The 26,109-nt window shown below is 61.8% G+C and carries 21 protein-coding genes and 1 pseudogene; 10 read left to right on the top strand and 12 right to left on the bottom strand.

Features of this window, described 5'->3' with window-relative positions; all coding sequences use genetic code 11:
- Nucleotides 1-2 precede the first annotated feature (2 nt).
- The 5 genes from AC4CS3_RS05620 to AC4CS3_RS05600 are packed head-to-tail and all read left to right on the top strand — an operon-like array spanning nt 3 to nt 5,627.
- Nucleotides 3-1,082: an amidohydrolase family protein gene (locus tag AC4CS3_RS05620; RefSeq protein WP_490782567.1), complete on the top strand. Its 1,080-nt coding sequence runs from the start codon at nt 3-5 to the stop codon at nt 1,080-1,082.
- Nucleotides 1,066-2,331, top strand: a complete 1,266-nt coding sequence (locus tag AC4CS3_RS05615) for a dipeptidase (RefSeq protein WP_490782566.1) — start codon at nt 1,066-1,068, stop codon at nt 2,329-2,331. Before AC4CS3_RS05620 ends, AC4CS3_RS05615 begins: the two co-directional genes overlap by 17 nt.
- A gap of 53 nt (nt 2,332-2,384) precedes the next feature.
- Nucleotides 2,385-3,572, top strand: a complete 1,188-nt coding sequence (locus AC4CS3_RS05610; RefSeq protein WP_490782757.1) for a M20 metallopeptidase family protein — start codon at nt 2,385-2,387, stop codon at nt 3,570-3,572.
- 31 nt (nt 3,573-3,603) lie between these two features.
- Nucleotides 3,604-4,839 (top strand): flavin reductase, encoded by a 1,236-nt coding sequence (locus tag AC4CS3_RS05605; RefSeq protein WP_490782565.1) that lies wholly within the window; start codon nt 3,604-3,606, stop codon nt 4,837-4,839.
- The gene (locus AC4CS3_RS05600) at nt 4,836-5,627 is read left to right on the top strand and encodes an SDR family NAD(P)-dependent oxidoreductase (protein WP_490782564.1); all 792 of its coding nucleotides are present in this window, start codon (nt 4,836-4,838) and stop codon (nt 5,625-5,627) included. Before AC4CS3_RS05605 ends, AC4CS3_RS05600 begins: the two co-directional genes overlap by 4 nt.
- A gap of 13 nt (nt 5,628-5,640) precedes the next feature.
- Here AC4CS3_RS05600 and AC4CS3_RS05595 read toward each other — a convergent pair whose 3' ends face one another.
- From AC4CS3_RS05595 to AC4CS3_RS05560, 8 genes are all read right to left on the bottom strand, one after another.
- Entirely contained in the window at nt 5,641-6,606 is a 966-nt protein-coding gene (locus tag AC4CS3_RS05595; RefSeq protein ID WP_490782563.1) for a MarR family winged helix-turn-helix transcriptional regulator, read from the bottom strand.
- Nucleotides 6,607-7,452: 846 nt separating this feature from the next.
- A complete protein-coding gene (tkt, locus tag AC4CS3_RS05590; protein WP_490782756.1) occupies nt 7,453-9,570 on the bottom strand; it encodes a transketolase in 2,118 nt (705 codons plus the stop codon).
- A gap of 108 nt (nt 9,571-9,678) precedes the next feature.
- Nucleotides 9,679-10,422, bottom strand: coding sequence for a GolD/DthD family dehydrogenase (locus AC4CS3_RS05585; protein ID WP_490782562.1), 744 nt, complete (start codon nt 10,420-10,422; stop codon nt 9,679-9,681).
- Between the two features lie 4 nt (nt 10,423-10,426).
- Nucleotides 10,427-10,885 carry a ribose-5-phosphate isomerase gene (locus AC4CS3_RS05580; RefSeq protein ID WP_490782561.1) on the bottom strand — a complete coding sequence of 153 codons (459 nt, stop codon included), beginning with the start codon at nt 10,883-10,885 and terminating at the stop codon, nt 10,427-10,429.
- Nucleotides 10,882-12,609, bottom strand: coding sequence for a dihydroxyacetone kinase family protein (locus tag AC4CS3_RS05575; RefSeq protein ID WP_490782560.1), 1,728 nt, complete (start codon nt 12,607-12,609; stop codon nt 10,882-10,884). The genes AC4CS3_RS05580 and AC4CS3_RS05575 overlap by 4 nt, the downstream gene beginning before the upstream one ends.
- 78 nt (nt 12,610-12,687) lie before the next feature.
- Nucleotides 12,688-13,749 (bottom strand): substrate-binding domain-containing protein, encoded by a 1,062-nt coding sequence (locus AC4CS3_RS05570; RefSeq protein ID WP_490782559.1) that lies wholly within the window; start codon nt 13,747-13,749, stop codon nt 12,688-12,690.
- Between the two features lie 69 nt (nt 13,750-13,818).
- Entirely contained in the window at nt 13,819-14,811 is a 993-nt protein-coding gene (locus tag AC4CS3_RS05565) for an ABC transporter permease (RefSeq protein WP_490782558.1), read from the bottom strand.
- Entirely contained in the window at nt 14,808-16,367 is a 1,560-nt protein-coding gene (locus tag AC4CS3_RS05560) for a sugar ABC transporter ATP-binding protein (protein WP_490782557.1), read from the bottom strand. Before AC4CS3_RS05560 ends, AC4CS3_RS05565 begins: the two co-directional genes overlap by 4 nt.
- 193 nt (nt 16,368-16,560) lie before the next feature.
- On the opposite strand from AC4CS3_RS05560, the gene AC4CS3_RS05555 reads away from it, so the two are divergent.
- The 4 genes from AC4CS3_RS05555 to AC4CS3_RS05540 all read left to right on the top strand — a co-directional run bounded on the left by AC4CS3_RS05555 (nt 16,561) and on the right by AC4CS3_RS05540 (nt 22,617).
- The gene (locus AC4CS3_RS05555; RefSeq protein ID WP_490782556.1) at nt 16,561-17,502 is read left to right on the top strand and encodes a sugar-binding transcriptional regulator; all 942 of its coding nucleotides are present in this window, start codon (nt 16,561-16,563) and stop codon (nt 17,500-17,502) included.
- 2 nt (nt 17,503-17,504) lie between these two features.
- Nucleotides 17,505-18,908 (top strand): xylulokinase, encoded by a 1,404-nt coding sequence (locus AC4CS3_RS05550; protein WP_490782555.1) that lies wholly within the window; start codon nt 17,505-17,507, stop codon nt 18,906-18,908.
- A 278-nt stretch (nt 18,909-19,186) separates the two neighbouring features.
- Entirely contained in the window at nt 19,187-20,149 is a 963-nt protein-coding gene (locus AC4CS3_RS05545; RefSeq protein WP_490782554.1) for a hypothetical protein, read from the top strand.
- Between the two features lie 338 nt (nt 20,150-20,487).
- Nucleotides 20,488-22,617, top strand: coding sequence for an AAA family ATPase (locus tag AC4CS3_RS05540; RefSeq protein ID WP_490782553.1), 2,130 nt, complete (start codon nt 20,488-20,490; stop codon nt 22,615-22,617).
- 157 nt (nt 22,618-22,774) lie between these two features.
- Here the strand turns inward: AC4CS3_RS05540 and AC4CS3_RS05535 are convergent.
- The 4 genes and pseudogenes from AC4CS3_RS05535 to AC4CS3_RS05520 form a co-directional block, all read right to left on the bottom strand.
- Nucleotides 22,775-22,970: pseudogene (locus tag AC4CS3_RS05535) on the bottom strand (transposase); the annotation flags it as partial.
- A gap of 1 nt (nt 22,971) precedes the next feature.
- On the bottom strand, nt 22,972-23,184 hold the full coding sequence (locus tag AC4CS3_RS05530; protein WP_490782552.1) for a hypothetical protein: 213 nt from the start codon (nt 23,182-23,184) through the stop codon (nt 22,972-22,974).
- Between the two features lie 445 nt (nt 23,185-23,629).
- Nucleotides 23,630-24,145 carry a hypothetical protein gene (locus tag AC4CS3_RS05525; protein WP_490782551.1) on the bottom strand — a complete coding sequence of 172 codons (516 nt, stop codon included), beginning with the start codon at nt 24,143-24,145 and terminating at the stop codon, nt 23,630-23,632.
- A gap of 316 nt (nt 24,146-24,461) precedes the next feature.
- The gene (locus AC4CS3_RS05520) at nt 24,462-25,235 is read right to left on the bottom strand and encodes a metallophosphoesterase family protein (protein WP_490782550.1); all 774 of its coding nucleotides are present in this window, start codon (nt 25,233-25,235) and stop codon (nt 24,462-24,464) included.
- A 240-nt stretch (nt 25,236-25,475) separates the two neighbouring features.
- Between AC4CS3_RS05520 and AC4CS3_RS05515 the strand changes: the two genes are divergently transcribed.
- A complete protein-coding gene (locus tag AC4CS3_RS05515) occupies nt 25,476-25,697 on the top strand; it encodes a type II toxin-antitoxin system Phd/YefM family antitoxin (protein WP_490782549.1) in 222 nt (73 codons plus the stop codon).
- Nucleotides 25,698-26,109: the final 412 nt, after the last annotated feature.

Here is a 26,109-nt window from a genome sequence, read left to right as displayed (position 1 = left end):
CAATGAATCGGTTTTCCGACGAGCAGAACGAGGCTCGCATGTCGCGGGGGGCGGCGAACCGCGATATTTTGAAGGCGATTGATGTGCACACCCACTACGTGCCGCAGGGCTACCGTGACGCGTTGGCCAGGGCCGGCATCACGCATCCAGATGGCTTCCATGGCGGCATTCCTGCCTGGTCCGACGAGGCTCAGCTCGCCCAAATGGACCGATTTGGCATCGAGACGGCCATAGTATCCCTCTCGACGCCGGGCGTCAGGCTGGCAGGGGTCGATACCGCCGCTGTCGCGCGGTCGGCCAATGAGGCAGGCGCGGGACTTGCGGCGGCATACCCTGGCCGGTTCGGTTTTCTGGCTGCGCTGCCCGTTCCTGACGTCGAAGCTTCCCTTGCCGAAATCGCGTATGCCTTCGATGAGTTGGGAGCCTGGGGCGTCTCTCTGCTGACCCACACGGAAGGGGTCTACTTGGGAGATCCGAGACTTGAACCCATCATGGAAGAACTGGGACGACGCAATGCCCGGCTACTTATCCATCCGACTGAACCAGCGCTGGTTGTCCCCGGGGTGATGAACGAGTGGTCACGGTCGATGTATGAGTTCTTTTTCGACTCCACGCGAGCGATCACAAACCTGATCTTTTCGGGCACACTTTCGCGGCACCCGGGCATACGGGTGATTATTCCGCATGCTGGAGCCGCGATACCAGCGCTGGCCCAGCGCATTGAGCGCAACGTGTGGAGGGCAAATTCCGGCCTATCCCACGACGCCGAACGCATACCCGGCTACATCGAAACACTCCAGCGCTGCTACTTCGATCTCGCAGGAAGCGTTCTGCCACACCAGATCGCTTCGCTTCAGGCCCTGGTTCCCGATACCAACATCGTGTACGGCAGCGACTTCCCCTTTACCAACACCTCGATGGGGGCGGAGCTGAGTGCCGACCTGCGCGGCACGGATCTGCTGACAAGCGAACAAAAGCGCGCGTATCTCCGGGACAATGCCCTTCGACTGTTCCCTCAACTCAACGATCATCAAACTCCAGCCTGCACCCAAGAAAAGAAAACCGATGCCCTCAACGCGTAATTTCAATCAGGCGTCCGGGTACGCCGGTTACCGATCCTTCGACTACCTCACGCCCGGGGTCGACTACCGAACCTATGAGTGGACACCGGAAATCGACCGCCTGCCGCTATACGATTTGGGGCTGTCGCCTGAGCAGGCAGCTCATGCAGAAGATCTTCTACAGAACAATCTGGTGATCAGCCTGCACGACCATCCCCAGGTTTTCCCCAAGGACATGTCCAAGGCCGTCGAGTACGGTCAGAGCGGCCGATACCCGGTCGGTTATGAGGGCTTGTCATACTCCGGGATGGATGTTGTTTTTGACAATCTGGCAGGACCTACCGGCTGCATCATGAGTCACTACAGCTGGACCTGGGCCGATGTGGCCTACGACATTGGGCATCGTCTCGCGGATATCGCCCACCAGGACTTCGTGCGGATCGTGCGGACGGTCGACGACATCAAGGCCATTGCTGGCTCCGGACACCTCGGCTGGGTGCTAGCGCTAGAAGCAGCCAGCATGATTGACAACGACATCGACCGCATTGACATACTGCATGGCTGGGGCGTCCGCCAGATGGGACTGGTTTACAACGAGGGCAACCTATTGGGCGGGGGTCTGAAAGAATCCTCCGACGGCGGCTTGACACGCTTCGGTCACCGGGTGGTGGAACGAATGAACAAGCTCGGCGTGTCAATTGACCTCTCCCATGCAGGGGACCGGACATCGATTGACACGATCGCAGCTTCCGAGGCTCCAGTCATGATCACCCATGCCGGTGCACGCGGTGTTTGGCCCAGCGAGCGGATGAAACCCGACCACGTCCTGAAAGCGCTTGCGGAAGCCGGCGGACTGCTGGGAATCGAGGCTGCCCCGAACTCCACGATGTCCCCGGATCACGAGGCCCACACCATTGAATCAGTGATGCAGCACTTTGAGTACTGCGCCAACCTCATGGGCATCGAAAACGTGACCTTCGGGCCCGACACCCTCTATGCAGACCACGCCAAGATCCATACTGAATTCTCTACTCTGTTCGGCGCGAACGTGGACGCCGTCGAGCCGGCCTCGGAGCCAGCCCCCCTGACTCGTGTTGGCGTCCAGCCAATTTCGGCAACGAAATCCGAATACTGCGCAGGATTCGAAAACCCGACAGAGAACTTTCGCAATGCGATTGGCTGGATGCTAAAGCAAGGGTACTCCGACGACGACATTCGTAAGGTCGCCGGCGGCAACACTCTTCGGGTGCTCGGGCAGACCTGGCGTTGAACGCAGTGGATCATGGCTCGCTCCTCTCCAGCGCTCACGCCCTGCTTCCTGAGATGCAGGCGCTTCGAAGGAAACTTCACCAGCATCCGGAAATCGGTCTCGAGCTTCCAGCGTCCCAAGCACTCATCGTGAAAGCACTCTCGGATTTGGACGCTGATCTAATCCTGGGCCAGACCTGCAGCTCGGTCATCGCGGTCCTTACCGGATCCCTGCCCGGCCCGACCGTAGTCCTACGGGCCGACATGGATGCACTTCCCATCCAGGAGGCGCCAGGCAGCGGGCCGCGATCGCTCACCGAAAACGTCATGCATGCCTGCGGACATGACCTGCATTCGGCCACCCTCGTCGGCGCTGCCGCACTGCTCTCGTCCCGTGTCAAGGAAGTGGCTGGGCGTGTCGTGCTGGTCTGGCAGCCCGGGGAAGAAGGATACGACGGCATGCAGGTCATGCTGGACGAAGGGTTGATGGACGTCATTGGCTCCGAGTCCGTCGCGACGTATGGTTTGCACGTCTTGGCGGACACGTTCCCGCACGGGGTCTTCTCTGGCCGCGCCGGGGTCTCCCACGCCACGAGCGCAACATTTCAAATTAAGGTCTCGGGAGTCGGCGGTCACGCGGCTTTCCCACACGCGGCCGTAGATCCTGTACCAGCAGCTGCGGAGATCGCTTTGGGTCTGCAGATTCGGTTGACCCGCACGGTAAACATCTTTGACCCTGCGGTAATTACGGTCGGAAGCATCCATGGTGGGAACGCACCGAACGTAATCCCCGAATCTGTTGTCCTTGCAGGTACGGTGCGGGCCTTCTCCCAGGCGTCGGCCAACCAGTTGCCCGATCTTGTACGGTCAGTTGCTGCTGGCATCGCTTTGGCGCATGGCGTACGTGCCGAGGTTGACTATCGGGAGGGGTATCCCGTCGTCGACAACGACAAAGCCGAGGTGGATCTGCTCCGTGGGGTGGTCCAGGATCTCCTGGGGACCGCACGGTTTCAGGAGCTTGCCGTGCCCATTCCGGCTGGGGACGACTATGCCCGCTTGATGCAGCTGATCCCTGGTGCGTTCTTCCTGGTGGGCGCCGGAATTCCAGATCAGAATGGCCGCCTGCACCCGAACCACTCTGCTGGAGCCAACTTCGACGACGGTGTAATGGGGGATGGTGCCGCAGTCCTCGCAGCAGCGGCTCTTCGTCGTCTGTCCGGTAACTACCCTCCGGACCAACCGTCCCGCTCACTCAGCTCCTAACGACTCATCAACTAAACCAAGGAGAATGCAAATGCTTACCGACCCTTCGCCGCGGGTCACCGACGGTCGATATTTCCGATCAGTGCTTGGGAACTACCCGACAGGTGTCGCAGCAATTACGGCTGTTGGGCGAGGTGGTGAGCCTGTTGGAATGATTGTCGGCACGTTCAGTTCCGTGTCGCTTGATCCACCACTGGTTTCCTTTACGCCAACCAAAGATTCGGAATCATTCAAGGCGCTCCGCGAGTCAAAGAGCTTTTGCGTCAACATACTCGGCGAGCAGCAAGAGGAGGTCTGTCGTGCACTCGCTGTGAAGGGCGCCAACGACAAATTCACGTCGGTTCGGTGGCGCCCTGCCGGTTCCGGCTCTCCAATAATCGAGAACTCGGTGGCCTGGATTGATTGCGACTTCGAGTCGATTACCGAAGCGGGTGATCACTACATCGTTCTTGGCGCAGTCCGGGACCTAGCGATCTCGGAGCATTCACCGGATCTGCCACTCTTGTTTTTCCAAGGCGGATACGGCCGATTCTCACCCCATTCGCGTGTGATGCCTGCCGCAACTGACGCTCTTGAGCAAATCAGGTTTGTCGACATGGCCCGGGAGCATATGGAGTCCCTTGCGGCTGAACTCGGGATGGAATGTTCCGCCGTAGCCCCTGTGGAGAACTTTCTCGTCCGTCTGGCGAGTGCGGGTGTCCCCCCGAACGGGGGTTCACCGGTAAGGGTAGGCATACGTCTGCCTTTCGAAGCCCCCATGGGGGCCCTGCTCGTCGCCTGGGCTGATCCCGCCACGCAGGACAGGTGGATCGACCGGGGAGTTCCACGCGAAAACGTTAAGGAGCGAGCACGACACCGGGATGCCCTGGCACGGGTGCGAGCTAAAGGGTGGACGATCACCTTGTTCAGCGAAGGCTTCAGGTCGATTGACAAGAGGCTGGAAGATTTGGTGGCCGATGGACCTACCCGCCAACCGGACCCGCTACTAAGTCAGTTAGCCTCTTCCCTGAATGGTCCCGATGCATACGAGCGTGACGAAATCCTTTCTGGTGAGACATACCAAGTCCGAAACGTCTCGGCCCCAGTGTTTGATTCCGAGGGAAACGTTGTTCTCTATCTGACACTATTTGGTTTCCCCGTCTCTACGCAGGGGGACCGGGTGCTGGATATCGTGGCGAGACTAGTTGAGACTGCATCACGGGTATCGGACGCGATTTCCTGGGCGGGGCTCAGGGAATCGATTGCGAGCGCGGAGCGGCGGGCATGAACGGGCACAGTGCCGGAATACGGGCAGAACACTTCACGGACAGGGTTGCTGTTATTACTGGCGCTCTCGGTGAGATCGGACTGGAAACAGCCGAAGAGCTTGCGAGGCGCGGTGCTACCGTGTGGGCAGCCGATATTGGTTTCAGCCCTAGCGAGGCGTCGCGCCCTGTCGGCGCCGGAGTCATCCACCCGGTAAACCTCGACGTTACGGATTCGCATGCAGTCGATTCCCTCTTCAGATCGATCACGTCAGCCAGCGGTCCCATCTCGATGCTTGTAAATGCTGCGGGCGGTCCTGGTACTGATCGATCCCCTGTGGAAGATGTAACAGACGCCCAGTGGAAAAAGGTCGTGAGTCTCAACCTCGACGGCACTTTCTACTGTTGCCGTGCTGCCGTGAAGTCGATGAAGTCAGGCGGAATCGGGGGATCGATCGTGAACATCTCATCAGGTGCCGGTCGCACCTATTCACGGACAGGGGTTCAGGCCTACGCCGCGGCTAAGGCCGGTGTCATCGGACTTACTCGCCAACTCGCCCGCGAAACGGGAACGTACGGCGTAAGGGTAAATTGTGTTGCGCCCGGCCTTATCGCCGTTGAAGGGCTCGCTGAAGAGCTCAGCAGCATTAGTTCCGAGGCCATGCAAACTCACCTCTCCGGCGTCGCCCTTGGGCGCCTTGGCTCAGCAGCTGACCTCGTCGGTCCGATTGTGTTCTTTCTTGGACCACAGGCTGGCTACGTGACTGGACAGACCATTAGTGTTGATGGCGGTTCGACCATGCTCGGATAAGGCCCCCGGGGTACTACGTATCAGTACGCTCAACCGTCAGCCGTCGAAAGAGGGCGAGGAATGGTATCTGGTTGTGTTGCTCGACAGGTTCAAGAATGCTTTCCGTTACGCGGAAAAATGACGGAGCGATGAGGCGGGAAGAATCGGCACCTTTGGGTGTCACTCGGATGATTTTTCGTCGCTTGTCCGATGGGTGGAGAGCGGATTCCAAGAGCCGCTGCGAACTCATTCGGGACACTAAACCTGCCATTGATGCTTTGTCCAGCGACAGGATCACCGACAGGGAACGTTGATCGAACGGACCGTCCTCCACCAAAACCCTGACAGCAGAATAAGCCAAAGGGGTAACGACAGATCCGATCTCCCTTTTCCATAAAGAGCCGTAGGCTTGCTGGCTGATCCGGATCAGTCGACCAAAGGCCCAGTTCGTTGCAGCGATCGCAAGTCCGTCACTCCATTCCTGAACCTCTTCGAACCCGGACGCAGACGCATCCGGGCGATGGCTGAAGGCGATCAGCCGAAGCTGGGTCAGGAACCAAGTTTGTTCAGTGCCGTTCAGCGGCGAGAGAAAAATCTCATCTGCGTGACGGAGGCGACGCCCATGGCCACGAACAAGCTCCACGGCGTCGGGCGAGGCGAACAAACGCTGACGACGGGCGTCTGAAGAGTCCGGAACCGACGAGATAAACCCTAGTTTGATAAGCCGTCGGACGATTTCTCCGACCGTTGACCGGTCCAGCGCTGACACGTCCGCAACAGCAGTTTGATCTAGACCGGGCACGCGCGAGAGAGCGAGGAGGACCGCAAATTGTGATGGAGTTAGATCGCCCTTGCCGCCAATCGACTGGAGCCCTGAATGCAGTTGACGCCCAACGCGGATCAAATGTCCTGGATCAGCGGCGAGGAGTCGAAGCGCATCGCTTTCATGGGGATTCGGCCTTTCGACCGCGATTGGATATCGGGCAACTACGTCTGTCACGACGCTAGTCTACGCGGAGGTGTGGACACGGTCTGGCTAGCAACGGTTGGCTTGGCGCCAGATTTCGATTCCGGGCTTCATCCCGCCCCGGCTGGGGCGAAGGATGAAGGTGACGGTTCAGTGGGAATTCTTACCCCCTTGTGACATACATCTTCGTACCCGGCGTATCCAAGGTCATGGCCAACTGGCTCGTCCCGGGGGAGGATTAGGCATTTCTGAGGGCTCATGGCCAACGGCGATCAGCTTCAGGAATGGTGTGATCCATTTCCCCGCCGGGTTCTAGAGAGCCTTCTTTTCGGGCGCGTGCCTGTTTTGAAAAGGACCAGACCCTGAAAATTTCACGATCTGCTTGGCCAGGAAGACTTACCTGGTCCGCGGGGTGGAGCAACGTCCAGTTGCATTAGCCGCAGCAGTGCGCCTAGGTAAACGAAACCTGGCGGCAACTCCTCGGCTGTCAGCAACGCAGAGCCCTTGGGGCGCTCTCATCGACTGCAGCGGCCCTTTGGCAGGACGGCCAGTGTGACTTCACCGTGTTGCTTTCCGAACACTATCTTGGCGGGAGAATATCGGAAATTCACCGAGCGTGCAGACTGCATCAATTACCTCGTTGCGGGCGCACTGGGTATTCCTCCCTTCCAGTGGAAACCCATATAAGCAGTCAAACCCCTACGACTATGCGACCCGTCAGATGCAGACACTGCAGCTGTGGGTGCTGGGCCATTCCGTGCCTGAACCAGCAGTTGTCTTGCGGACTCTGCGGGCATGGCGGCTTTGTCCGCCAGTGGCATTTCTTGGGCTCGGCCTGGGGCAAAGCAGCCTCGGACCTGCCCCGGCCGAGCCTCAGAATCAGGCTATAAGGTCCGCGAGGGAGTCCTTGGCGGCGGCGGCGACTGCTTCGGCCGTGATGCCGAACTCCTTGAAGAGGCGCTTGTAGTCTGCGGAGGCGCCGAAGTGCTCGAGGCTGATGGAGCGTCCGGCGTCGCCGACGAATTCCTTCCAGCCCAGTGCCAGGCCGGCTTCGACCGAGACGCGGGCCTTGACGGCGGCCGGGAGCACGGACTCGCGGTAGGCGGAGTCCTGCTTGTTGAACCACTCGACGCACGGCATGGAGACGACGCGGGTGGCGATGCCTTCGGCCTGGAGCGATTCGCGGGCGTTCACCGCGAGCTGGACCTCGGAACCGGTGCCGATCAGGATGACGTCGGCCGGGACCGTGGCGCCGTCCTTCGAAGCTTCTGCCAGGACGTAGCCGCCCTTGGCGACGCCGGCGGTGGAGCCGAAGGTGTCGCCCTCGGCAAGGCCTTCGCCGCGTGCGTAGGTCGGGATGTTCTGGCGGGTCAGCACGATGCCTGCCGGGTTCTCGTGGTTCTCCAGCATGGTCTTCCAAGCTGCGGCAACCTCGTTGGCGTCGCCGGGACGGACAACGTCCAGGCCCGGGATGGCGCGGAGGGTCGACAGCTGTTCCACCGGCTGGTGGGTGGGGCCGTCTTCGCCAAGCCCGATGGAGTCGTGGGTCCAGACGTACAGCGACGGGACACCCATGAGGGCGCCGAGGCGGATCGCGGGACGCTGGTAGTCGCTGAAGATCAGGAACGTGCCGGAGAACGCCCGGGTCCGGCCGTGCAGCGAGATGCCGTTCACGATCGACGCGGCGGCGTGCTCGCGGATACCGAAGTGCAGCACCCTGCCGTAAGGGTTGCCCTTCCATGCGCCGGTGGAGCGCGAGGTCGGGATGAACGACGGCGAACCCTCGATGGTGGTGTTGTTGGACTCGGCGAGGTCGGCCGAGCCGCCCCACAGTTCCGGAAGGACCGGGCCGATCGCGTTCAGGACCTTGCCGGAAGCGGCACGGGTGGAGACTTCCTTGCCTGCTTCGAACACCGGCAGCGCGGCGTCGAGCTCGACAGGAAGCTTCTTGGCCTCGATGCGCTCAAGCAGTGCCGCGCCCTCGGGGTTGGCGGTCTGCCACGCCTCGAAGGATGCCTGCCATTCGCTGCGCTCGGCTGCGCCGCGTTCGACGACGGCACGGGCATGTGCCAGGACGTCCTCGTCAACCTGGAAGGAACGCTCGGGGTCGAAGCCCAGGACTTCCTTCAGTGCTGCGACTTCCTCGGCACCGAGGGCGGAACCGTGGATCTTGCCGGTGTTCTGCTTCTTGGGTGCCGGGTAGCCGATGATGGTCCGCAAGGAGATGATGGACGGCTTGGACGTCTCGGCCTTCGCGGCGAGCAGGGCGCCGTAGAGCTCCTGGACGTCTTCGACATACTCGCCGGTCTTGGTCCAGTCCACGCGCTGGGTGTGCCAGCCGTAGGCCTCGTAGCGCTTGAGGACGTCTTCGGTGAACGCGACGTCGGTGTCGTCTTCGATCGAGATGTGGTTCTCGTCGTAGATCACCACGAGGTTGCCCAGTTCCTGGTGCCCGGCCAGCGAAGAAGCTTCCGAGGTGACGCCTTCCTGGAGGTCGCCGTCAGAGGCAATGACCCAGATGGTGTGGTCGAACGGGCTCTCGCCGGCGGGAGCATCGGCGTCGAACAGGCCGCGTTGGCGGCGCTGCGAGTAGGCGAAGCCCACCGAGGACGCCAGGCCCTGGCCCAGAGGGCCGGTGGTGATCTCGACGCCGGCGGTGTGCTTGTATTCCGGGTGACCTGGGGTCAGTGAACCCCAGGTACGCAGGGCCTCGAGGTCCTTCAGCTCCAGGCCGTAGCCGGAAAGGAACAGCTGGATGTACAGGGTCAGCGATGTGTGTCCGGGGGACAGGATGAACCGGTCACGGCCGATCCAGTCCGGGTGCTTCGGGTCGTGGCGCATCAGCTTCTGGAACAGCAGGTAGGCGGCCGGTGCAAGGCTCATGGCCGTACCGGGGTGACCGTTGCCGACCTTCTCGACGGCGTCAGCGGCCAAAACGCGGACGGTGTCCACGGCGCGCTGGTCCAGGCTTGTCCAAGTCAGTTCTTGCTCTTCCAAATGTGGCACGTAAACCGAGCCCCTCTCTGTGCGTCTTTCAAGGACTTTTGGTGTGATGGCAGACAGGAGCGGTCCGCGGGCGCGGAACGCTCCTGTCTGGTGTGTTTGTTAGACGGTGGTGAAGCCGCCGTCGATGAGGACGTTGCTGCCGGTGATCATGGCGGCGTCGTCACTTGCCAGGTACCCGATGAGCGAGGCGACCTCCTCGGGCTGGGCGAAGCGCCCTACAGGGATTTCCTTCTTGGCCTTCTCGCCCTTTTCTCCGGCCCAGGCCTTCTTGCCCAGAGGGGTTTCCACCACGGTGGGGGAGACGGCGTTGACCGTGACACCCTTGGGCGCCCATTCCAGGGAGAGGACGTGGGTGAGGCCGACGATCGCTGCCTTGGAGGCACAGTAGGCGGCGTGCTGGTCCAGGCCGATGACAGCGGCCTGGGAGGCGAGGTTGATGATGCGCCCGTAGCCTGCCTCGACCATGGCCCGGCCTGCCGCCTGGGCCATGTAGAAGCTGGCGCTGAGGTTGATGTCGATCGTTGCCTGCCAGCGCGCCGCCGGTACGTCGACGGCGGCATCGAGCAAGGCGACGCCGGCAGAGTTGACCAGGATGTGCGGGACACCGGCGACGCGGATGGTTTCTTCGACGATCTCACGGGCCGCTTCGGGTGCGGTCAGGTTGCGGGCAATGCCGTGGTGGCCCTTGCCGGGGAGCTCCGCCATAAGGGGCCCGACGCTGTCGGAGAGGTCCACGCCGACGACCCGGGCGCCGCGTGATGCGAGGTGGTGGGCGACGGTGTAGCCGATGCCGCTTGCGGCGCCCGTAATGATGGCAATTTTGCCGTCGAATTGCTGTTCCATTGTTCTATCCTTCGTAAGCGCAGATGTCCCGGACTTTTTCGGCCGAGGCACTGCTGGTGTCGAATTCGTAAGTGAGCCATTCCTTGGCGAGGCGGCGGGCCAGTTCCAGGCCCACGACGCGTTGGCCGAGGCAGAGGACCTGGGCGTTGTTGCTCAGGACGCTTCGCTCGACAGAGAAGGAATCATGGGCAGTGACTGCGCGGATCCCTTTGACCTTGTTCGCGGCGATGGCGACTCCCAGCCCGGTGCCGCAGACAAGCAGTGCCCGGTCCGCCTCACCGGAGGCGACGATGCGGGCGGCTTCGACGGCGATGTGCGGGTAGGCGGTGTGCCCGTCGGTGTCAACGCCGACGTCCACAACGGAAGCGACAAGGCCGTTGGCGGCGAGGTCCTTCTTCAGGGCCTCTTTGTAGTCGAATCCTGCGTCATCGCTTCCGACGACGATTCTCAGACCGGTGGTCATGACTGGGTCCTTTCAGTGGCAGGGGTGAGGGCTTCAAGGGCGGTGACGATCATGCCGAATGACGTCGCGCCCGCGTCGGGGGTGCCGATGCTCTTCTCGGCCAGCGGGCGTGCCCGGCCCAGCTTCGGTGTCAAGGATGCTGTGGCAGCTGCAGCTGCCGATGCTTCGGCAGCTGCGGAAGCCCAGGCAACGGCGGGGTCCTTGCCGCTCATCAGGGCGAGCTCCAGACCGTCGACGAACGGCAACATGGCATCGACGATCGTCTTGTCACCTGGTTTGGCCCGGCCAAGGTCGGTGATGGCGCTCGAGAAGGCATGGACGGCCGTTGCGATCACGCCCCGGTCGAAGCTGGTGCCTTGATCGTCGATGACCGCTGCCGCGCTTTCCAGCCCGGCTCCCCAGAGCACCCCTGAGGTGCCCCCTGCCGCGGCCGCCCATGCTTGCCCGGCCTTGCGGAGGATGTAGGAAGGACCCGCGGCTGCTCTGGCGGCCCTCTCGGCCGAGGCCAGCGCTGCGTCGGCGCCCTTCACCATGCCCCGGCCGTGGTCGCCGTCGCCGGCTACCGCGTCAATGCGCCCAAGCTCGGTCTCGTTGGCGTGCATCGTCGAGGCCAACACGCGCAAACCATCCAGGACCAGCGTGGCCACCGGGACGGCGGCTGGGCTCGGGACCGGAATGGAGTCGAGCTCTTCTGCCTCGTCAATGTGTCGGACGGCCGGTCGCAGCCCCCGCAACGCGGATTTCTGCTTCCGGTAGGCCGGGGTATAGGTCTCGGCACTCCACAGCCATTCGAGTTCCTTGTCCAGCCACATGAGGGTGAGCGAGATACCGCCCATGTCGAGGCTGGTCACGAGCTCCCCGACCTCGGGTTCGACGATTTCCAGGCCCGCCTCGCGGAGCAACGGTGCCACGGAATTCCACACCAGGAACAGTTCTTCGTATTTCGTGGTGCCCAATCCATTCAGGATCACGGCCACACGGGACGAAGCCCTGGCAGGGGCCTGGTTGAGCAGGTCGCCGACAAGGAGCCTGGCCAGCTCCTCAGCGGTTCCAAGGACTTCGTCACGGATCCCCGGCTCGCCGTGGATGCCGAGACCGACGCCCATGTGGTTTTCCGGGACAGTGAAGAGCGGTGCGTCGGCGCCGGGCATGGTGCAGCCGGAGAAGGCGACGCCGAAACTGCGGGTGGCGGCGTTGGCGGCGCGTCCGATGCGTTCTACTTCGTCCAGATCCAGGCCCGCGGCAGCGGCGGCACCAAGTGCTTTGAAGACGGTGAAGTCCCCGGCGATGCCCCGGCGCTCGGATTCGATAGGGGATGAGGCGATGTCGTCGGTGACCACGACGATGCGGGTGTCGATGCCTTCCTTACGGAGGCGCTCGGCGGCGATGCCGAAGTTCATGTTGTCGCCGGCGTAGTTGCCGAACGTGAGGATGACGCCTTTGCCCTGGTCGGCGGCTTTGGCCACCGAGTAGACCTGGGCGGCGCTGGGGGATGTGAAGATGTTGCCGACGACGGCCGCGGTTGCGAATCCGGGACCCACGATTCCGCAGAAGGCCGGGTAGTGCCCGGAGCCGCCTCCGACGACGACTGCGACCTGCGGGGTTTCGGATCGGTGGGCGACGGCGCCGCCCGGCACGCCGCGGAGGCGGTCGGAGTAAAGGTCGAGGAATCCGCTGAACTGGTCTTCAGCGAACTCGGAGGGGTCATTGAACAAGACAGTCATTGTGGTGCTCCGGTCGGGAATACGTGGTGGTTGGGGCGGACAGGCTGCCCGGGCGGCGCCCGGGCAGCCGGTGGCCGGCTACTTCTTTTGGCCCGGAAGGCCTTCGTAGGCGATGTTGCCGCCCTGGAGGTTGTCGTTGATGAGTGCGGGGAGGTTCTTCAGGAAGGCGTCCTTGTCGGTCACGACGTTTTTGAAGGCGTCGTTGACGTTGGCGGCGGTGATGGCAGGCATCGTGTAGACAGGCTTCTTGTTGACGCTCTCGCCGCGCACGATTTTCGCGGCGACTGCGAGGCCGGCGGCAAGCTCCACCGTGCCGTGCTGCAGGGAGGTGCCGATCATGTCGCCGGACTGCACGGCGTTAAGTCCGTCCTCGATGCCGTCGATGCCGACGACCGGCGTGCCCTTTACCCCGGCTTCGCGGAGGGCCTGGATGGCACCCAGGGCCATGTCGTCGTTCTGGGAGATGACGCCGTTGATGTCGCCCTTGAACGCGGAGACCCAGTTGCTCATCTTGTTGACGGCCTGGTCGCGCTTCCAGTTGGCGGTGTCCTTGGCCAGGACCTTGATGCCGGGGTTCTTGTCGAGCACGTTCTGGATGCCCTTGCCCCGGCCGATCTGCGGTGAAGAGCCCAAGGGGCCTTCGAGCACAACGACATTGCCCTTGCCCCCGAGCTTGTTGACCATCATGGTGGCTTCCTGCTCACCCGCGGCGACGTCGTCGGGCTGGACGCTGGCTGTCAGGTCAGCCCCGGACAGGGCGGTGTTGACGTCGAGGACGGGAATGCCAGCGGCCTTTGCCGCGGCTACCTGGGGTTGGAGTGAGTCGGCTTGCACAGGGACGATGATGATCGCGTTGACCTTGCTGTTGACGTACTGCTGCATCTGGTTGGCCTGGGTGGCGACGTCTCCGCCTGCCGAGTTCCATTGCAGGTTGATGTGGTTGGCCTTGGCGTAGGCCTCCATGCCTTCCTTGCCTTGGGTGATGAAGGAGGACATGTCGTAGACCGTCACTCCGATGGTGATGTTGTCGTTGCCGGCGCTCGGGTCGCCCGCGCCGCAGGCGGTCAGGCCAAGCGCGGCGACGGCGGCAATCGCCGTGCCTGTGAGCAGCTTCTTCGTCGTTGAGGATGCCTTTTTCATTATCTTCCTTCACATATGGGTTGGGGAGTGCGGATGGTTGGTTGGGATGTGGTGGTCAGGATGTAATGGTCAGCGGCGGCCCCGGCGGGCGGCCCAGACATCGACGCCGACGGCGGCGACGATGATCACGCCCTTGATGACGTTCTGCCAGTAGGCGGGGACGAGGAGGAGGTCGAGTCCGTTGTTGATGGTCTGGATCAGGAGGAGCCCGACGGCGGTGCCCCACACCGTGCCCCTGCCGCCCATGAGGCTGGCGCCTCCGATGACCACCGCAGCGATGGCGTCGAGTTCGTAGCCTTGGCCGAGGTTGGGGGCACCGGTAATAACACGGGAGGCGAGCATGAGACCGGAAAGGCCGGCGAGCACACCGCTGATGGCGTAGACGCTGAAGAGGATGCGGCGCGAGTGGACGCCCGCGATTTCGGCGGCGAGCCTGTTGCCGCCAATCGCGTAGACGCGCAGCCCGTAGTTTGTTCGTTTCATGACGAAGGCTAGGCCAAGGATGGCGACGATCATGAGGACGACCGGGAGCGTCAGGCCCAGGACCTGGGTGTTGGCAAAGAGGCCGAAGCTGGCGGGCAGGCCGTTGATGGGTGCGCCGTCGCCGATGACGTAGGCGAAGCCGGATGCCAGGGTCAGCATTCCGAGGGTGGTGATGAAGGGCGGGACTCCGAGCTGGCTGACGATGAACCCGTTGATGCTGCCGGCGAGGAGGCCGGCGGCCACGGCGGCCACGAGGGGCAACAGCAGGTTGTCCCCTGCGTTCTTCGCGGTCCAGGCCGCGGCCATGGCACTGACGGCCATGACGCTGCCGACGGAGAGATCAATGCCTCCGGTCAGGATGACAAGGGTCTGCCCCAATGCAATAAGGGCGAAGGGTGCTGCCGCGATGAGGATGTTGGTGAGGTTGTCTGGAGTGGCGAAGCGTGCGCTGCGGTACGCGAAGAACGCGACGATGAGCAGCATCACGACGACCATGATGTGGCGGACGAGGAAGTTCCCTGCGAGTTCTTTCCAGTTGCTGCGCTGCAGGGCCGCGGGGGCGGTGGCTGTGGTGTTCATGGGGTGGTGTCTTTCAGAGGTTCGGCCCGGAGTCCGGAGGCGAGTCGGAAAATGGTGTCCTGGACGTCAGGGGAGTCGAGTTGTTCGCGGTCGAGTTCGCCGACGACACCGAGCTCGCGCATGATGAGGGCGCGATGGGAGAGACTGAGAATCTCGGGCATATCGCTGGATGCCATGACGACGGCCATGCCGGCAGAGGACAGCTCGGTGATGATGCGGTAGATTTCGCTGCGCGCGCCGACGTCGACCCCGCGGGTCGGCTCGTCGAGCAGCAAAGCGTCTACCTGGCCGGTGAGCCAGCGGCCGAAAACGACCTTCTGCTGGTTGCCCCCGGAGAGGTTTTCCAGGTGCTGGTCCAGGCCGCTGCTTTTCAGGCGCATGGATTTCATGACCTCGGAAATCGCTGAGCGCTGTTTCCGGCGGCTGAGGACGCCGAACCGGGAGAACGCCGCGATCCTCGGCAGGGTGGCGTTGTCCAGGATGCTCATGGAGAGGATGGCGCCGGCGCCTTTGCGGTCTTCGGGGACAATGGCCAGGTTCCGGGCGATGGAGTCCTGCGGGGATCCTGCCTTGAGCACCGAGCCGGAGAGTGTCACGGTGCCCGAGTGGGGTTTGCGGATACCGTAGATGCACTCGATGAGTTCGGTACGTCCGGCACCGACGAGCCCTGCGAGGCCGAGGATTTCTCCTTTCCTGACGGTGATGTTGATGGGTGTGGCGCCGACGGTGATGACCAGGTCTTTGACTTCAAGGGCGACGTCGTTGCCTGCGTCCGGGCGTTCGGGGAAGAGCTGGTCGAGCTCGCGTCCGATCATGGCGGTGACGATCCCGTCGTCGGAAATATCCGCCAACGGGGTGTCGCTGACCAGGGTGCCGTCGCGCAGGACCACGACCCGGTCGGCCATGGCACGGATTTCTTCCATCTTGTGGGTCGTGAAGAGGATGGCGACGCCCTGGTCCCGGAGCGAGCGGACAATCGTTGCCAGCCGTGCGACTTCGCGCTCGGCGATGGCACTGGTGGGTTCGTCCAGCAGGAGGACCCGGGCTCCGCGGTGGGTTGCTTTGATAATTTCGATGATTTGCCGGATACCCACCGGCAATTCGCGCATCCGGGTCTTGGGATCTGTGTCCAGGCCGAATTCCTTGAGGTAGCCCTTGGCGGCCTTGACCATGGCCGCGCGGTCCAAGGTTCCCAGCCGGGTCTTGACCTCCCGTCCGATGAAGAGGTTCTCGTAGACCATCATTTCCGGGATCGATGCGAGTTCCTGGGGCACGATGGCGACGCCAAGTTCGTAGGCGGCCTGCGTGTTTCCGCTGACCAGGTCCTGGCCCCTGACCTGCACCCTGCCATCGATGGGGCGGTACTGGCCGGAGGCAATTTTCATCAACGTGGACTTGCCTGCACCGTTTTCTCCGGCAAGGGCGGTAACAGTACCTGGTTCCAAGGAGAACGTGATTCCGCGGAGGACCGGGATGCCTCCGAATGACATGGTGATGCCCGAACACTCGAGCATGGGGACGACTTGGTTGCTGTCGTCTGAGCGGACGGTCGACACCTGTATCGAGCTCCTTTGCATTGCCGTCTCAGCGGCCACCAAACGGTGACGAGAAATGACTATACGCTGGCAGTGCGCATTATTTAATACCCTCTGCTCATATGAGCAAAATGGACATTAAATGGGACTGGTGCTCATCTGAGCGTCCGTGTAGACTCGTGCGGAGACGAGAGTTACTACTGCGGAGGTGTGCATGGCACAGGCGCCAGGGCCAGGCAGGCAGGTGCAGATCGCGCATATCGCTACGCAGCACTACCTGCAGAACAAGACCCGAATCGAGATCGCCAACGAAACCGGCCTCAGCCGTTTCAAAGTCGCACGTCTGCTCGATGAGGCCGTCAGCACCGGAATCGTCCGGATCGACATTCAAAGCCCCTCCGGTGTGAGGCTTGATCTGTCGGTGCAACTGGCGGAGCGCTTTAAACTCGGCCACTCCGTGGTCGTTGACGTTCCCTCTGACGATGAGCAGGTCCTGCAGGCCCGCCTGGGCTCCACCGTGGGGGACCTGCTCAGCGAAATCCTGACAGACGACGACATTCTTGGGCTGACGTCCGGCCGGACGCTCAGCGCGATGGCTCGCTCGCTGACCACACTGCCCAAATGCGGGGTGGTTCAGCTTGCCGGCGTGGCCGGACCCATACAGGAAACGGGGCTGGAAATCATGCGGCGCGTCAGCAGCCTCGCTGGAGTCCGGCCCTGGACCATCTATTCGCCCCTGGTCATCAGCGACGCCCAAGCCGCCCTCGGGGTGCGCCGGCAGCCCGACACGGCCCAAACCTTTGATCAATTTCCCCGTGTCACCGTCGCCGTCGGAGCCGTCGGCTCCTGGCAGCCGGAAAACTCCCAAATGATGAAGAACCGTGCACTGAGCGAAGAGGACCGGACGAAACTGCTGGAACGGGGAGTGGTTGCAGAGTTTGGTGCCACGCTGATAGCGGACTCAGGCGAAGTCATCCATGACATCGATGACCGCTGCATCGCGATCTCTGAAGCGGGATGGAGGGCAATCCCCGCCGTCATCGCCGCCGCCGGCGGTCCATCAAAGACCCGCGCAATCCGTGCGCTTCTGGCCTCCGGGCTTATTCAGGGCCTGGTGACAGACAGTGCCACCGCTGAAAGACTCCTCGGAGGCTAGAAATGGCGCGGCCCGTCCTCGTCGCTGGCGTCGATTCGTCAACGCAAAGCTGTAAACACATCACCGTCGATGCTGCCACGGGGGAGGTCCTTCGCTCGACGGCACTGCCGCACCCCGACGGTACGGCTGTCGATCCGCGGCGCTGGTGGGATGCCTTCGAGGGAGTCGGTGCTACCAGACTTCAGGGCATCGCCGCCGTCGCCGTCAGCGCTCAACAGCATTCCACCATCGTCCTTGGCGCCGACGACCAGCCCGTCCACGATGCCATCCTTTGGAACGATCATCGGGCAACGCAATCGGCGTTGGATCTGCGCCACGAATACGGTCAGGACCGCTGGCTCCGCGAACTGGGAATGGTTCCGACCGCGGCGCATCCCGTCTCCAAACTGCGCTGGCTTTCGCATCACGAGCCAGAGGCTGCAAACAGGATCCGGCGCGTGATGATCCCTCACGACTGGCTCACGTGGGGCTTGCTCGGACAACAGGGCGAACCGATGACGGATCGCTCCGACGCGTCCGGAACCGGCTACTGGTCCTCCTCTGACGCCGTGTACCGCAACGAACTCATCCAGCTGGCCCTGGGCCGGGACCTCAAAGTCCCGAAGGTGCTTGGTCCGGCAGACCGGGCCGGCATCACGTCGCGCGGGGTGGTGGTGGGCGCAGGGTGCGGTGACAACGCTGCCGCGATCCTTGGGCTCGGGGCGAAACGCGGGGAAGCCGTCGTCTCCATAGGCACCAGCATGACCGTGTCCATGGTGGAGGACAGCCACGTCAACGACCCTTCATGCCATGTCGCCGACATGGCCAACGCCGCCGGCGGACAATTGCCGCTGGTCGCCACGCTCAACGGCGCCAGAACCCTGACCGCGATGGCGGCCATGCTCCGGCTGAGCCTGGGTGAGATGGACGTCCTGTCCTCTGCAGCTCCACCGGATGCGGGCGGAATATGCTTTGTTCCGTATCTGGACGGCGAGAGGAAACCGCTGCTGCCCGAATCACAAGGCGCGCTGACCGGCTTGACCCGCCGGTCCATGACCCCGGAAAACCTGGCGCGGGCGGGCATTCTGGGCCTGGCATGCGCGATAGCAGACGCAGTTGAGGACCTCATTGGCGCCGGTCTGGTAGTTGACACCGTCACCCTCATCGGAGGCGGCTCAAAATCCAAATCACTTCGTCAGGCCGTCTCAGACCTCACCGGTAGAACCGTAGGGTGGCCGGAGCCGCGGGAATACGCAGCATTGGGGGCAGCTAAGCAAGCAGCATGGGCACTCACGGGAGAGTTGCCTCAATGGGACCGGCCAAGCTACACGCTGATACACCCCTCCGCGACACGTGAATGGGCTCCAGCCGTCCGCGCCAGATATTCAGTCGCTTCGGAAAGGATATTCGGCGCCGAGCTTCATTAAGGATTGGGCCTACTACACAGCCCGGCGCGTCGGTAGGCTCGGTGCGTCAAGCTCGGAGCCTACCTGAATTCTCGTCGGACGGTCTTTCGTAGCTGGATCCCAGAGCATCAGGATGCCCGGTGCTTCGAGTTCGCGCATTTCTCGGATTCCGAACGGGCCGATGCAATGATCAAGGTCCATCGCGCAAACCAGGCGAGGAACAATCCTAGGAATGGAGCTCCTCCGACCCGGACGCCGACCTTGGAAAGAAGACCGCCACCGAGAACCATCCGAAGGATATGTTCTTCGGTTATGAGGCCCACTTCGGTGTTGACGCCAGCCCGAAAGGAACCGTCGACGCCCCACGCGTCGTCAGATCATTCCTTCTCGTCCCGGCAAGTTCGAGCCGGGCCGACGCCGGCCTGACCAGTCTGGACATCGTCAAAAAAGCCGCCGCCTACCGTCTCACCGCGGTCTACGCGGACCGCGGCTATTCCATCCTCAAAGCCATCAATTGGCAGCTGCCCTTCTGGAGCAGAAATCTACGTCAGGTCTACGACCTCACCAGCAACCAAAGGACAACCATGTCAAGCACACGCCCCGGGACTATCTACATTGATAGAGGGCTCTTCACGACGGCCATCCCCAAGCGGCTGCACCAGCTGGACTCGCCAGCGGCGCCAAACATCCGCCGCGAAGAGAAAGACCGCCGGGCCAAAATCTACGACGAGCGCAGCCACTACGCCTACCACCCCACGGCGCGCAACCCGCAAAACGGACACCAACGCTACAAAGGACCCGCAACCGCAGGCAAGCTTCGCTGCCCCAACAACGCCCAATCCATGAGGCTGGGTTACGAAAACCCTGAAACGAACTGCACGCCCGGAGAGCCTTGCGGATGTTCCGGAACGTTCACGCTCATCCCCGACGACCACGCCCGCGAGTCGCAATGGCCACTCTTCGGGACCACATCCTGGGTCAAGCAATACACGGCCCGCAACGCCTTTGAATCATTCGCCGCCGACGTGCGAACCAACAAGCTTAGCTGGCGGCGAGGCTACGTCAAAACCTTCACAAGGCTTCGGACCGCGTTCCTCCTCGCGCTGTCGCTCGCATCGCTGAACTTCCGGATCGTGCGGGACTGGTCCTTCAAGAGACGAAAACAAAACCCTTGGGGCGGCGAAGTCTGGGATTTCGGCCCCGAACCGAAGAAGAACCGGGAACGCCGGACAAAAGCCCTCGACGAGCGAATGAACGACTAACAACACCCATCCAAACAACGACCCCGGCACCCGAGGTGTCGGGGTCGTTGGCGTGCCCGCAACCACGCCGCGGCCGCCAAGACGGCGGGCCCGATCAGCCGCGTCAAAAAGCGAATTCCCCCGGACAAGAGCGCTCCAGGGGAATTCGTAATCACTAACGGGGGCAATTCGTAAAACCCCCGTCTATGGGGGTTCGGCGGGCCGATAGCAGATCCCTTATTGACGCCGGGAGCTGGACACGGATCCTGTGGCGCCGTTCGCGGATATCCGACCCATCAATGCCAGACTTGATGTGATGGCGCTAATAGCGGCGCCCACCAGCGTTGGGGGCAAAGGGCATGGTTAAAGTAGCGGCCGAAGAACTGTCGATTGAGATACGCGACTGCAACAGCATCTCCATGGCGAACATCACGCTCCGCCGAGCGGCCTTGAACATAAAATATGGACCTAACGGCGTCGGTAAGAGCACCATTGCAAATGCGCTCAAGCTGCGAGCTGACGGGGCTGATGCACTCGCAACGCTTCTGCCTTTCAAACACCGTGGGGTTGAGGGAGCACCGTCGCCGACAGTAGTCGGGGCGGACTCCATCGAGAAGATCTTGGTATTCAATGACGAATATGTCTCCCAGTTCGTGTTCCGTCCTGATGAGGTACTCAAGGACAGCTTCGAGGTGTTCATCAACACGGAGGAGTACAAGCAAGGTCTGACCCAGATCGAAGCGTTGTTCCAAGCGCTCAAGGACACGTTTACGCAACAGGAAGAGTTCGATTCCGCGTTAACCGCCTTCACGGCGCTCCGCGATGCGTTCGGGGTCACCAAAGGCGGTGCTCTCGCCAAAACGAGTAAGGGTTACAAGGCGATCGGGATGGGCAGCAAGCTGGCGAACGTACCGGAGCCCCTAAAGGGATACAAACAGTTTCTGGACAGCGACAATCCTGCAGAGTGGATCACCTGGCAGTCGAAGGGCAAGTCCTTCCTCGACCTCTCAGAGAACTGTCCATTTTGCTCAAGCACGGACGTGAATAAGGAGACTGCAAGACATGTCTCGGAGGTGTACGAGTCGGGTGCTGTGAAGCACCTAAGCGCACTCAGACTGGTGATCGACGAACTCGGCGACTACTTCGAAAAGAGTAAGCTTGAACGTCTACGCGGCCTTCTCACGTCCGTCGGCGAACTCTCTCCAGAACAGGGGACTTTCCTGGCCAATCTGAGAACACAAGTGGAGACGTTCCTGGGAAAATTGACCGCACTTCGCGCCCTTTCTTTTCATACCCTCCGTGATACGGACACAAGCATCGTCGGCGAAGTCTTGCTGGAGCTGAAGGTAGAACTCCCTCTTCTCGATGCACTCGCCTCTGAGAAAACCGCGTCCGTTGTCGGGCTAATCAACGACAAACTGGACGAAGTTGCGAAACGGATTGATGAACTGCGCGCTGAGATCGGGAAGCAGAAAGGCCGCGTTGCTGCCCTGATTAAGGACAATCAGAACGCTGTCAACGATTTCCTACGCTCGGCTGGGTACCGGTACTCGGTGAAGATCGAGCAGACGGATACCTCCTACAGAATGATCGTGGAGCACGAGGACTTCACAGGGCACCTTGAAGCTGCAAACCGCCACTTGAGCTACGGAGAGAGGAACGCTTTCGCGCTCGTGCTCTTCATGCACCACGTCCGCAAGGTTCGGCCCGATCTTGTTGTGCTCGACGACCCGGTGTCGAGTTTCGACAAGACGAAGAAGTTCGCCATCCTTCACCAACTGTTCCACGGCTCGAGCAGCATTCGCGAGTTCACGACGTTGCTACTTACACACGACATCGAGCCCGCGATCGACATCGTTCTTAACCCGACCTCAGGGCAGTTCGCCATAATGCAGCCGATTGCGCACTTCCTTAGAGGTAGCGCTGGTAACTTGCAGGAGAAGCAGATCGAACGTCGGCACATCTCGACTTTCTCGCAAGTGTGGAAGAACAACATCGATGCCTCATCCGATGACGTCATCAAGAGCATTTACCTTCGACGGCTTTACGAAGTCCACGGTGACCTTGGAGTTGAGTACGACATCCTGTCGAGCCTGTTTCACGTGCGCGACACGGTGAGCTCAAAGAACCAGGATGGGGAGCTGACCCCATTGCCGGAGGATGTGGTTGCTGCCGGCCTGGAAAAGATCCGCGACTCGATTCCAGGGTTCGATTACGACAGGCTGGTCCAAGACCTGAAGAACCCCGCCGTGGTGAAGGCGAAGTTCGACGCCACTGAGGTCGGATACGAGAAAGTGCAGATCTTCCGCACTCTGCTTGCGGACGGGAGCAAGGCCAGGCTCAACGACGAAGCATTCCAAAAATTCGTCAACGAGTCGTATCACATCGAGAACGAGTACGTGATGCAGCTGAATCCCAGGGAGTTCGACGCGGTTCCCGAACACGTTGTATCCAAGTGCAAGTCGATCATGGACAAGGCCACTGTTTGATCCGTGTGATCGATTCGTCGGTGGCTCTCCGGCGCGAACGATCAAATGCACGGTGACGGGTGAATATGGCACCCTGATTCAGGACCGGTGTGACCGGGCGGATTCTAACGATCGTCGCAACACTCGGTGGCTGGTGGTGGGTGGTTAAGAGATTAGCGAAGCGCTGAGCGGGGGTCTCATCGTTGAGTTTTAGCCGGGGCGGTTGTTCAGGTGCGTGGCCACGTTCGCTAGATGCTTGGGGCTGTAGCGCGATAGGACAGTGAATTTCGGAAAGTATTGGCCCAGCAGGCCGTGGTGTTCTCGTTGGTTCCGCGTTGCCAGATTGAGAGGGGATCGCAGAAATAGACTGGCACCCTAATTAGCGACGCCCGTCTTGAAGCTGTTGAAGTGCAATCCCCGTAGAAGCTTCAGGGCCCTTCTGCACCGGAAAGGGACCACCCGGCGGCGATGATGGCGTGAGAGGTACCGGTGTTGTTCTGGTTTGGGCGTGCCGGCTTCCTGTGCGGCGAAGGAGGCGGCGTGGATGAGTTCGCCCAGGAGATCCAGTTCATCAAGCTCGGGGTTCACGCCCCTACGCCGCTGTTGCATACCAGGTGCTCCAGTCGAGCTGACTTACTGGGTACTTCGCGTCGCGGGACTTGGAATCGAAATAGAGCGGCGCCGCGGGCGCTGGGCCGACGCAGCCCTGTTCGTTGGTTTGTTGGGGTTCTCGGAGCTGCTGCCCAGCCGGCGCTGATCACGGCGAGTGCTGTGTAGTTTTCCCTTTCATACCAAGGCATGTCATGGACAGGGTCGACCGGGGAGCGGGTTTCCTTTGAAACTTCGCAAAGCAGTCTGGTGAGCAGTTCCTCGTTGTCCAGGTGCGGGGAAGATACGGCCAGTTCCTGGTACCAGTTGGCCCAGTCGAGCCGGGCGACCGGGAACTTCCTGTCAAGGGACTCGGAATAGTAGTACAGGTGCCGGTGAGCCATCGGGGTGGGAGGTTCGGTCGGTGCCCGGCGCCGCGGTCTTATCACCATTGGATGCCGGCATCGCCTGTCAGCGCGGCGATGACCGCGGTAGGTTCATCGAGGTGGTCGACGGGGCGGCCGTGGTCCGCGAACCAAGTCGTGGGAGATGCCATCCAAAGGACGACATCGTCCCCCTCCCAGCCGTACTCGCTGGCGATCTTCTTCAAGTCCTTCAGGAGAGGGCGCACTCTCGTCGGCCCCTCACCGCTGGGTGAAGGTTCAAACAGGAATCCCGGGTACAAGGTCTGGCCGCGATACCGGAGTCCGAAATCAAGGACGTCCGTGGCGTTCCCTGGTCCGAGAGCGGCCCGGGCTTCACTTTCCGTGAGAAGCCCGAATTCCCGGCCGATTTGCTTCACCACGTTGATCGTGGCCTGAACCGCCCGGGCAAGCTGCGGCGAGACTTCGCCGTCCACGCTCTCCAATGCGCGGAACAACGCTGCGACGGGTTCCGCTGACGTTGCACCAGCTGCGTCACCGGTCTCGTGCTGATCGGAAGGTCCTGCAGGTGGGGCCATCGTCTGTTCCCTGTCATGCGCCAAAATGTGCCTTGCTACGCGACGATAGACCATCCGTCGGCGTGTGCAAAGTGCCGCAGTTTCGCGTTGGGCAGGCCGGTGCGGAGTCGTCTTGGCCGGGCCTTTCCAAGCCTGCTATGCCATCTTGTGATCCACGGATGGCGGCCGTTATCAGTTGCGGATCTCACGCGCCATTGGCGGGAAACTTCCGCGCAGCCTCGGTGAGTTGCGGTGCTCCGGTTCTGCGAATATGGACTTCCCCAGTAAATGGGTTCGCCGACGAGCTCGTTGGGTCTTCGCAGGCTTTCGCCGCGCCTCATCTGCCGCGGATGGCGAGAGGCTCGATACACAGCGGTGCTTTGCCTGGCCAAACGAGTACGCCGTTGCCCTCGCGGGAGTTCTCCATGTCGAGGACGTCCACCCGGGTAATGGTTCCGTCAGGCCGGGGCAGCCGGTAAGTGCTTCGTTGGTGCCAGTGCCCGCAGAAGAGATGCGGCACGGCGATTGAATCGACGACCTCGCTGATGAGGGTGCGGGTTCGCTCGGCCTTCCAACCCAGCTCCGGCCGGAGTTCGAAATGGCCCTTGAGAGAGACGCCTGATGGTGCGTCGTGGGTGATGAGGATGTCGAGTGGTCCGCCGGCTATGAGTCCTTTTGCTTCTTCCGGTGTGGGTTCCTCATCAGCCCACCAGTCCTTGCCCTCGGTCCGGTGCTCGTTGTCCACGCTGAATGCCCCGCCCAGGGCGCCAACGACAAGGTCCTCGACCTGCGTGCGGCCGCCCCGCGGCAACACGCGGATGTTGGACCGTACGAACGCCGTACCGTCTTCGCCGACGGGAAATTTGTTCAGGGTTTCCCAGTTGTCGTGATTCCCGCCGGAGACGAGGAGGGTGGCGCCTAGGTCGAGAAGGTATTTGTTCAGCTTGTCCTCATAGCGTCCGCGTTTCGGCCCGGGCCAGTCCAGGCCGAAGTCGCCGACGTGGAGCATTGTGGTTGCACCTTCGCGGGCTGCGGACCTGATCGCGGTGATCGCCCAACCGGCGTTGGCGTGCCAGTCACCGAAAATTGCGATGGGTCTTGGATCCAACATTGAACCAGCATACGTACAGCGCTTTGGATTCCCTCCAGGTGTGCCTAGGCGCAGGGGCTGCATGGCTTCGGGGTTGCTTGCTGTCGCGGCGGCCCGTTGGGGGCAGGACCGGGAGCGGCGAACCGCAAGAGGCCTGATGGCCACCCGGTGCGGTGGAATGCGGTCCCGCTCAACTGTCGATCTGTCGGACTTTCTTCCGTCCCGAGGGCCCAAGGCCACCGTTTGTGGACAATGGGACCTATGACCGATGAGCACGTCTCCATGAGCATGACGACTTCCGCCGTTTCGATCTCTTACCTACGGAAGAGTCTGAAGGACGTGATTGCGCCAGCAGGCAAGGGCGAACGGATCCAAATCACCAGGAACGGCAAAGTCGTGGCGGTGCTCGTCGGGCCTGCAGATTTTGAGTTGCTTGAACAGCTGGAGGGGGCGCGAGATGTCGCAGAGTACCGTGCCCCATGAGCGCAGACGACGGGGGACGTGTCGGACTGGAGCCGTTGCGCGCCGACCTTGACGGGTGAACTCCTGTCGTGTCGGGTTCGCCAGTCCCGTTAGGAAATTCGGCGAGAATGATCCGGGCAGGCTTTACCGGCTCCGAGTTGGGCGCCTTCACGGAGACCGCTCCGGGTCCTTGGTCCGCTGCAAGACCTTCAACGTGAAGGCGGCAAAACCTTGCGGTACCCTCGTGTTTGGCCGGAACCATTAGGCATTTACGGAGACCCCGGGAAAGCATGAAAGCCGCTCTCCCGGGGCTTGCCGCCAGATGATTAATCGGGCCAGGCAGCCGGGGAGTCGAGGCAAAGATTGGCCCGAAATGCTGTGCGCGGTGCTAGGTTCCGGCGGATTGCTGGTTTGCACGCAGGATCCAGGCTCT

The sequence above is a fragment of the Arthrobacter sp. SE2 genome (genome assembly GCF_058244265.1).
The sequence above is the reverse complement of the archived record's forward strand: the minus strand, read 5'-3'. Positions and strand labels throughout refer to the sequence as shown.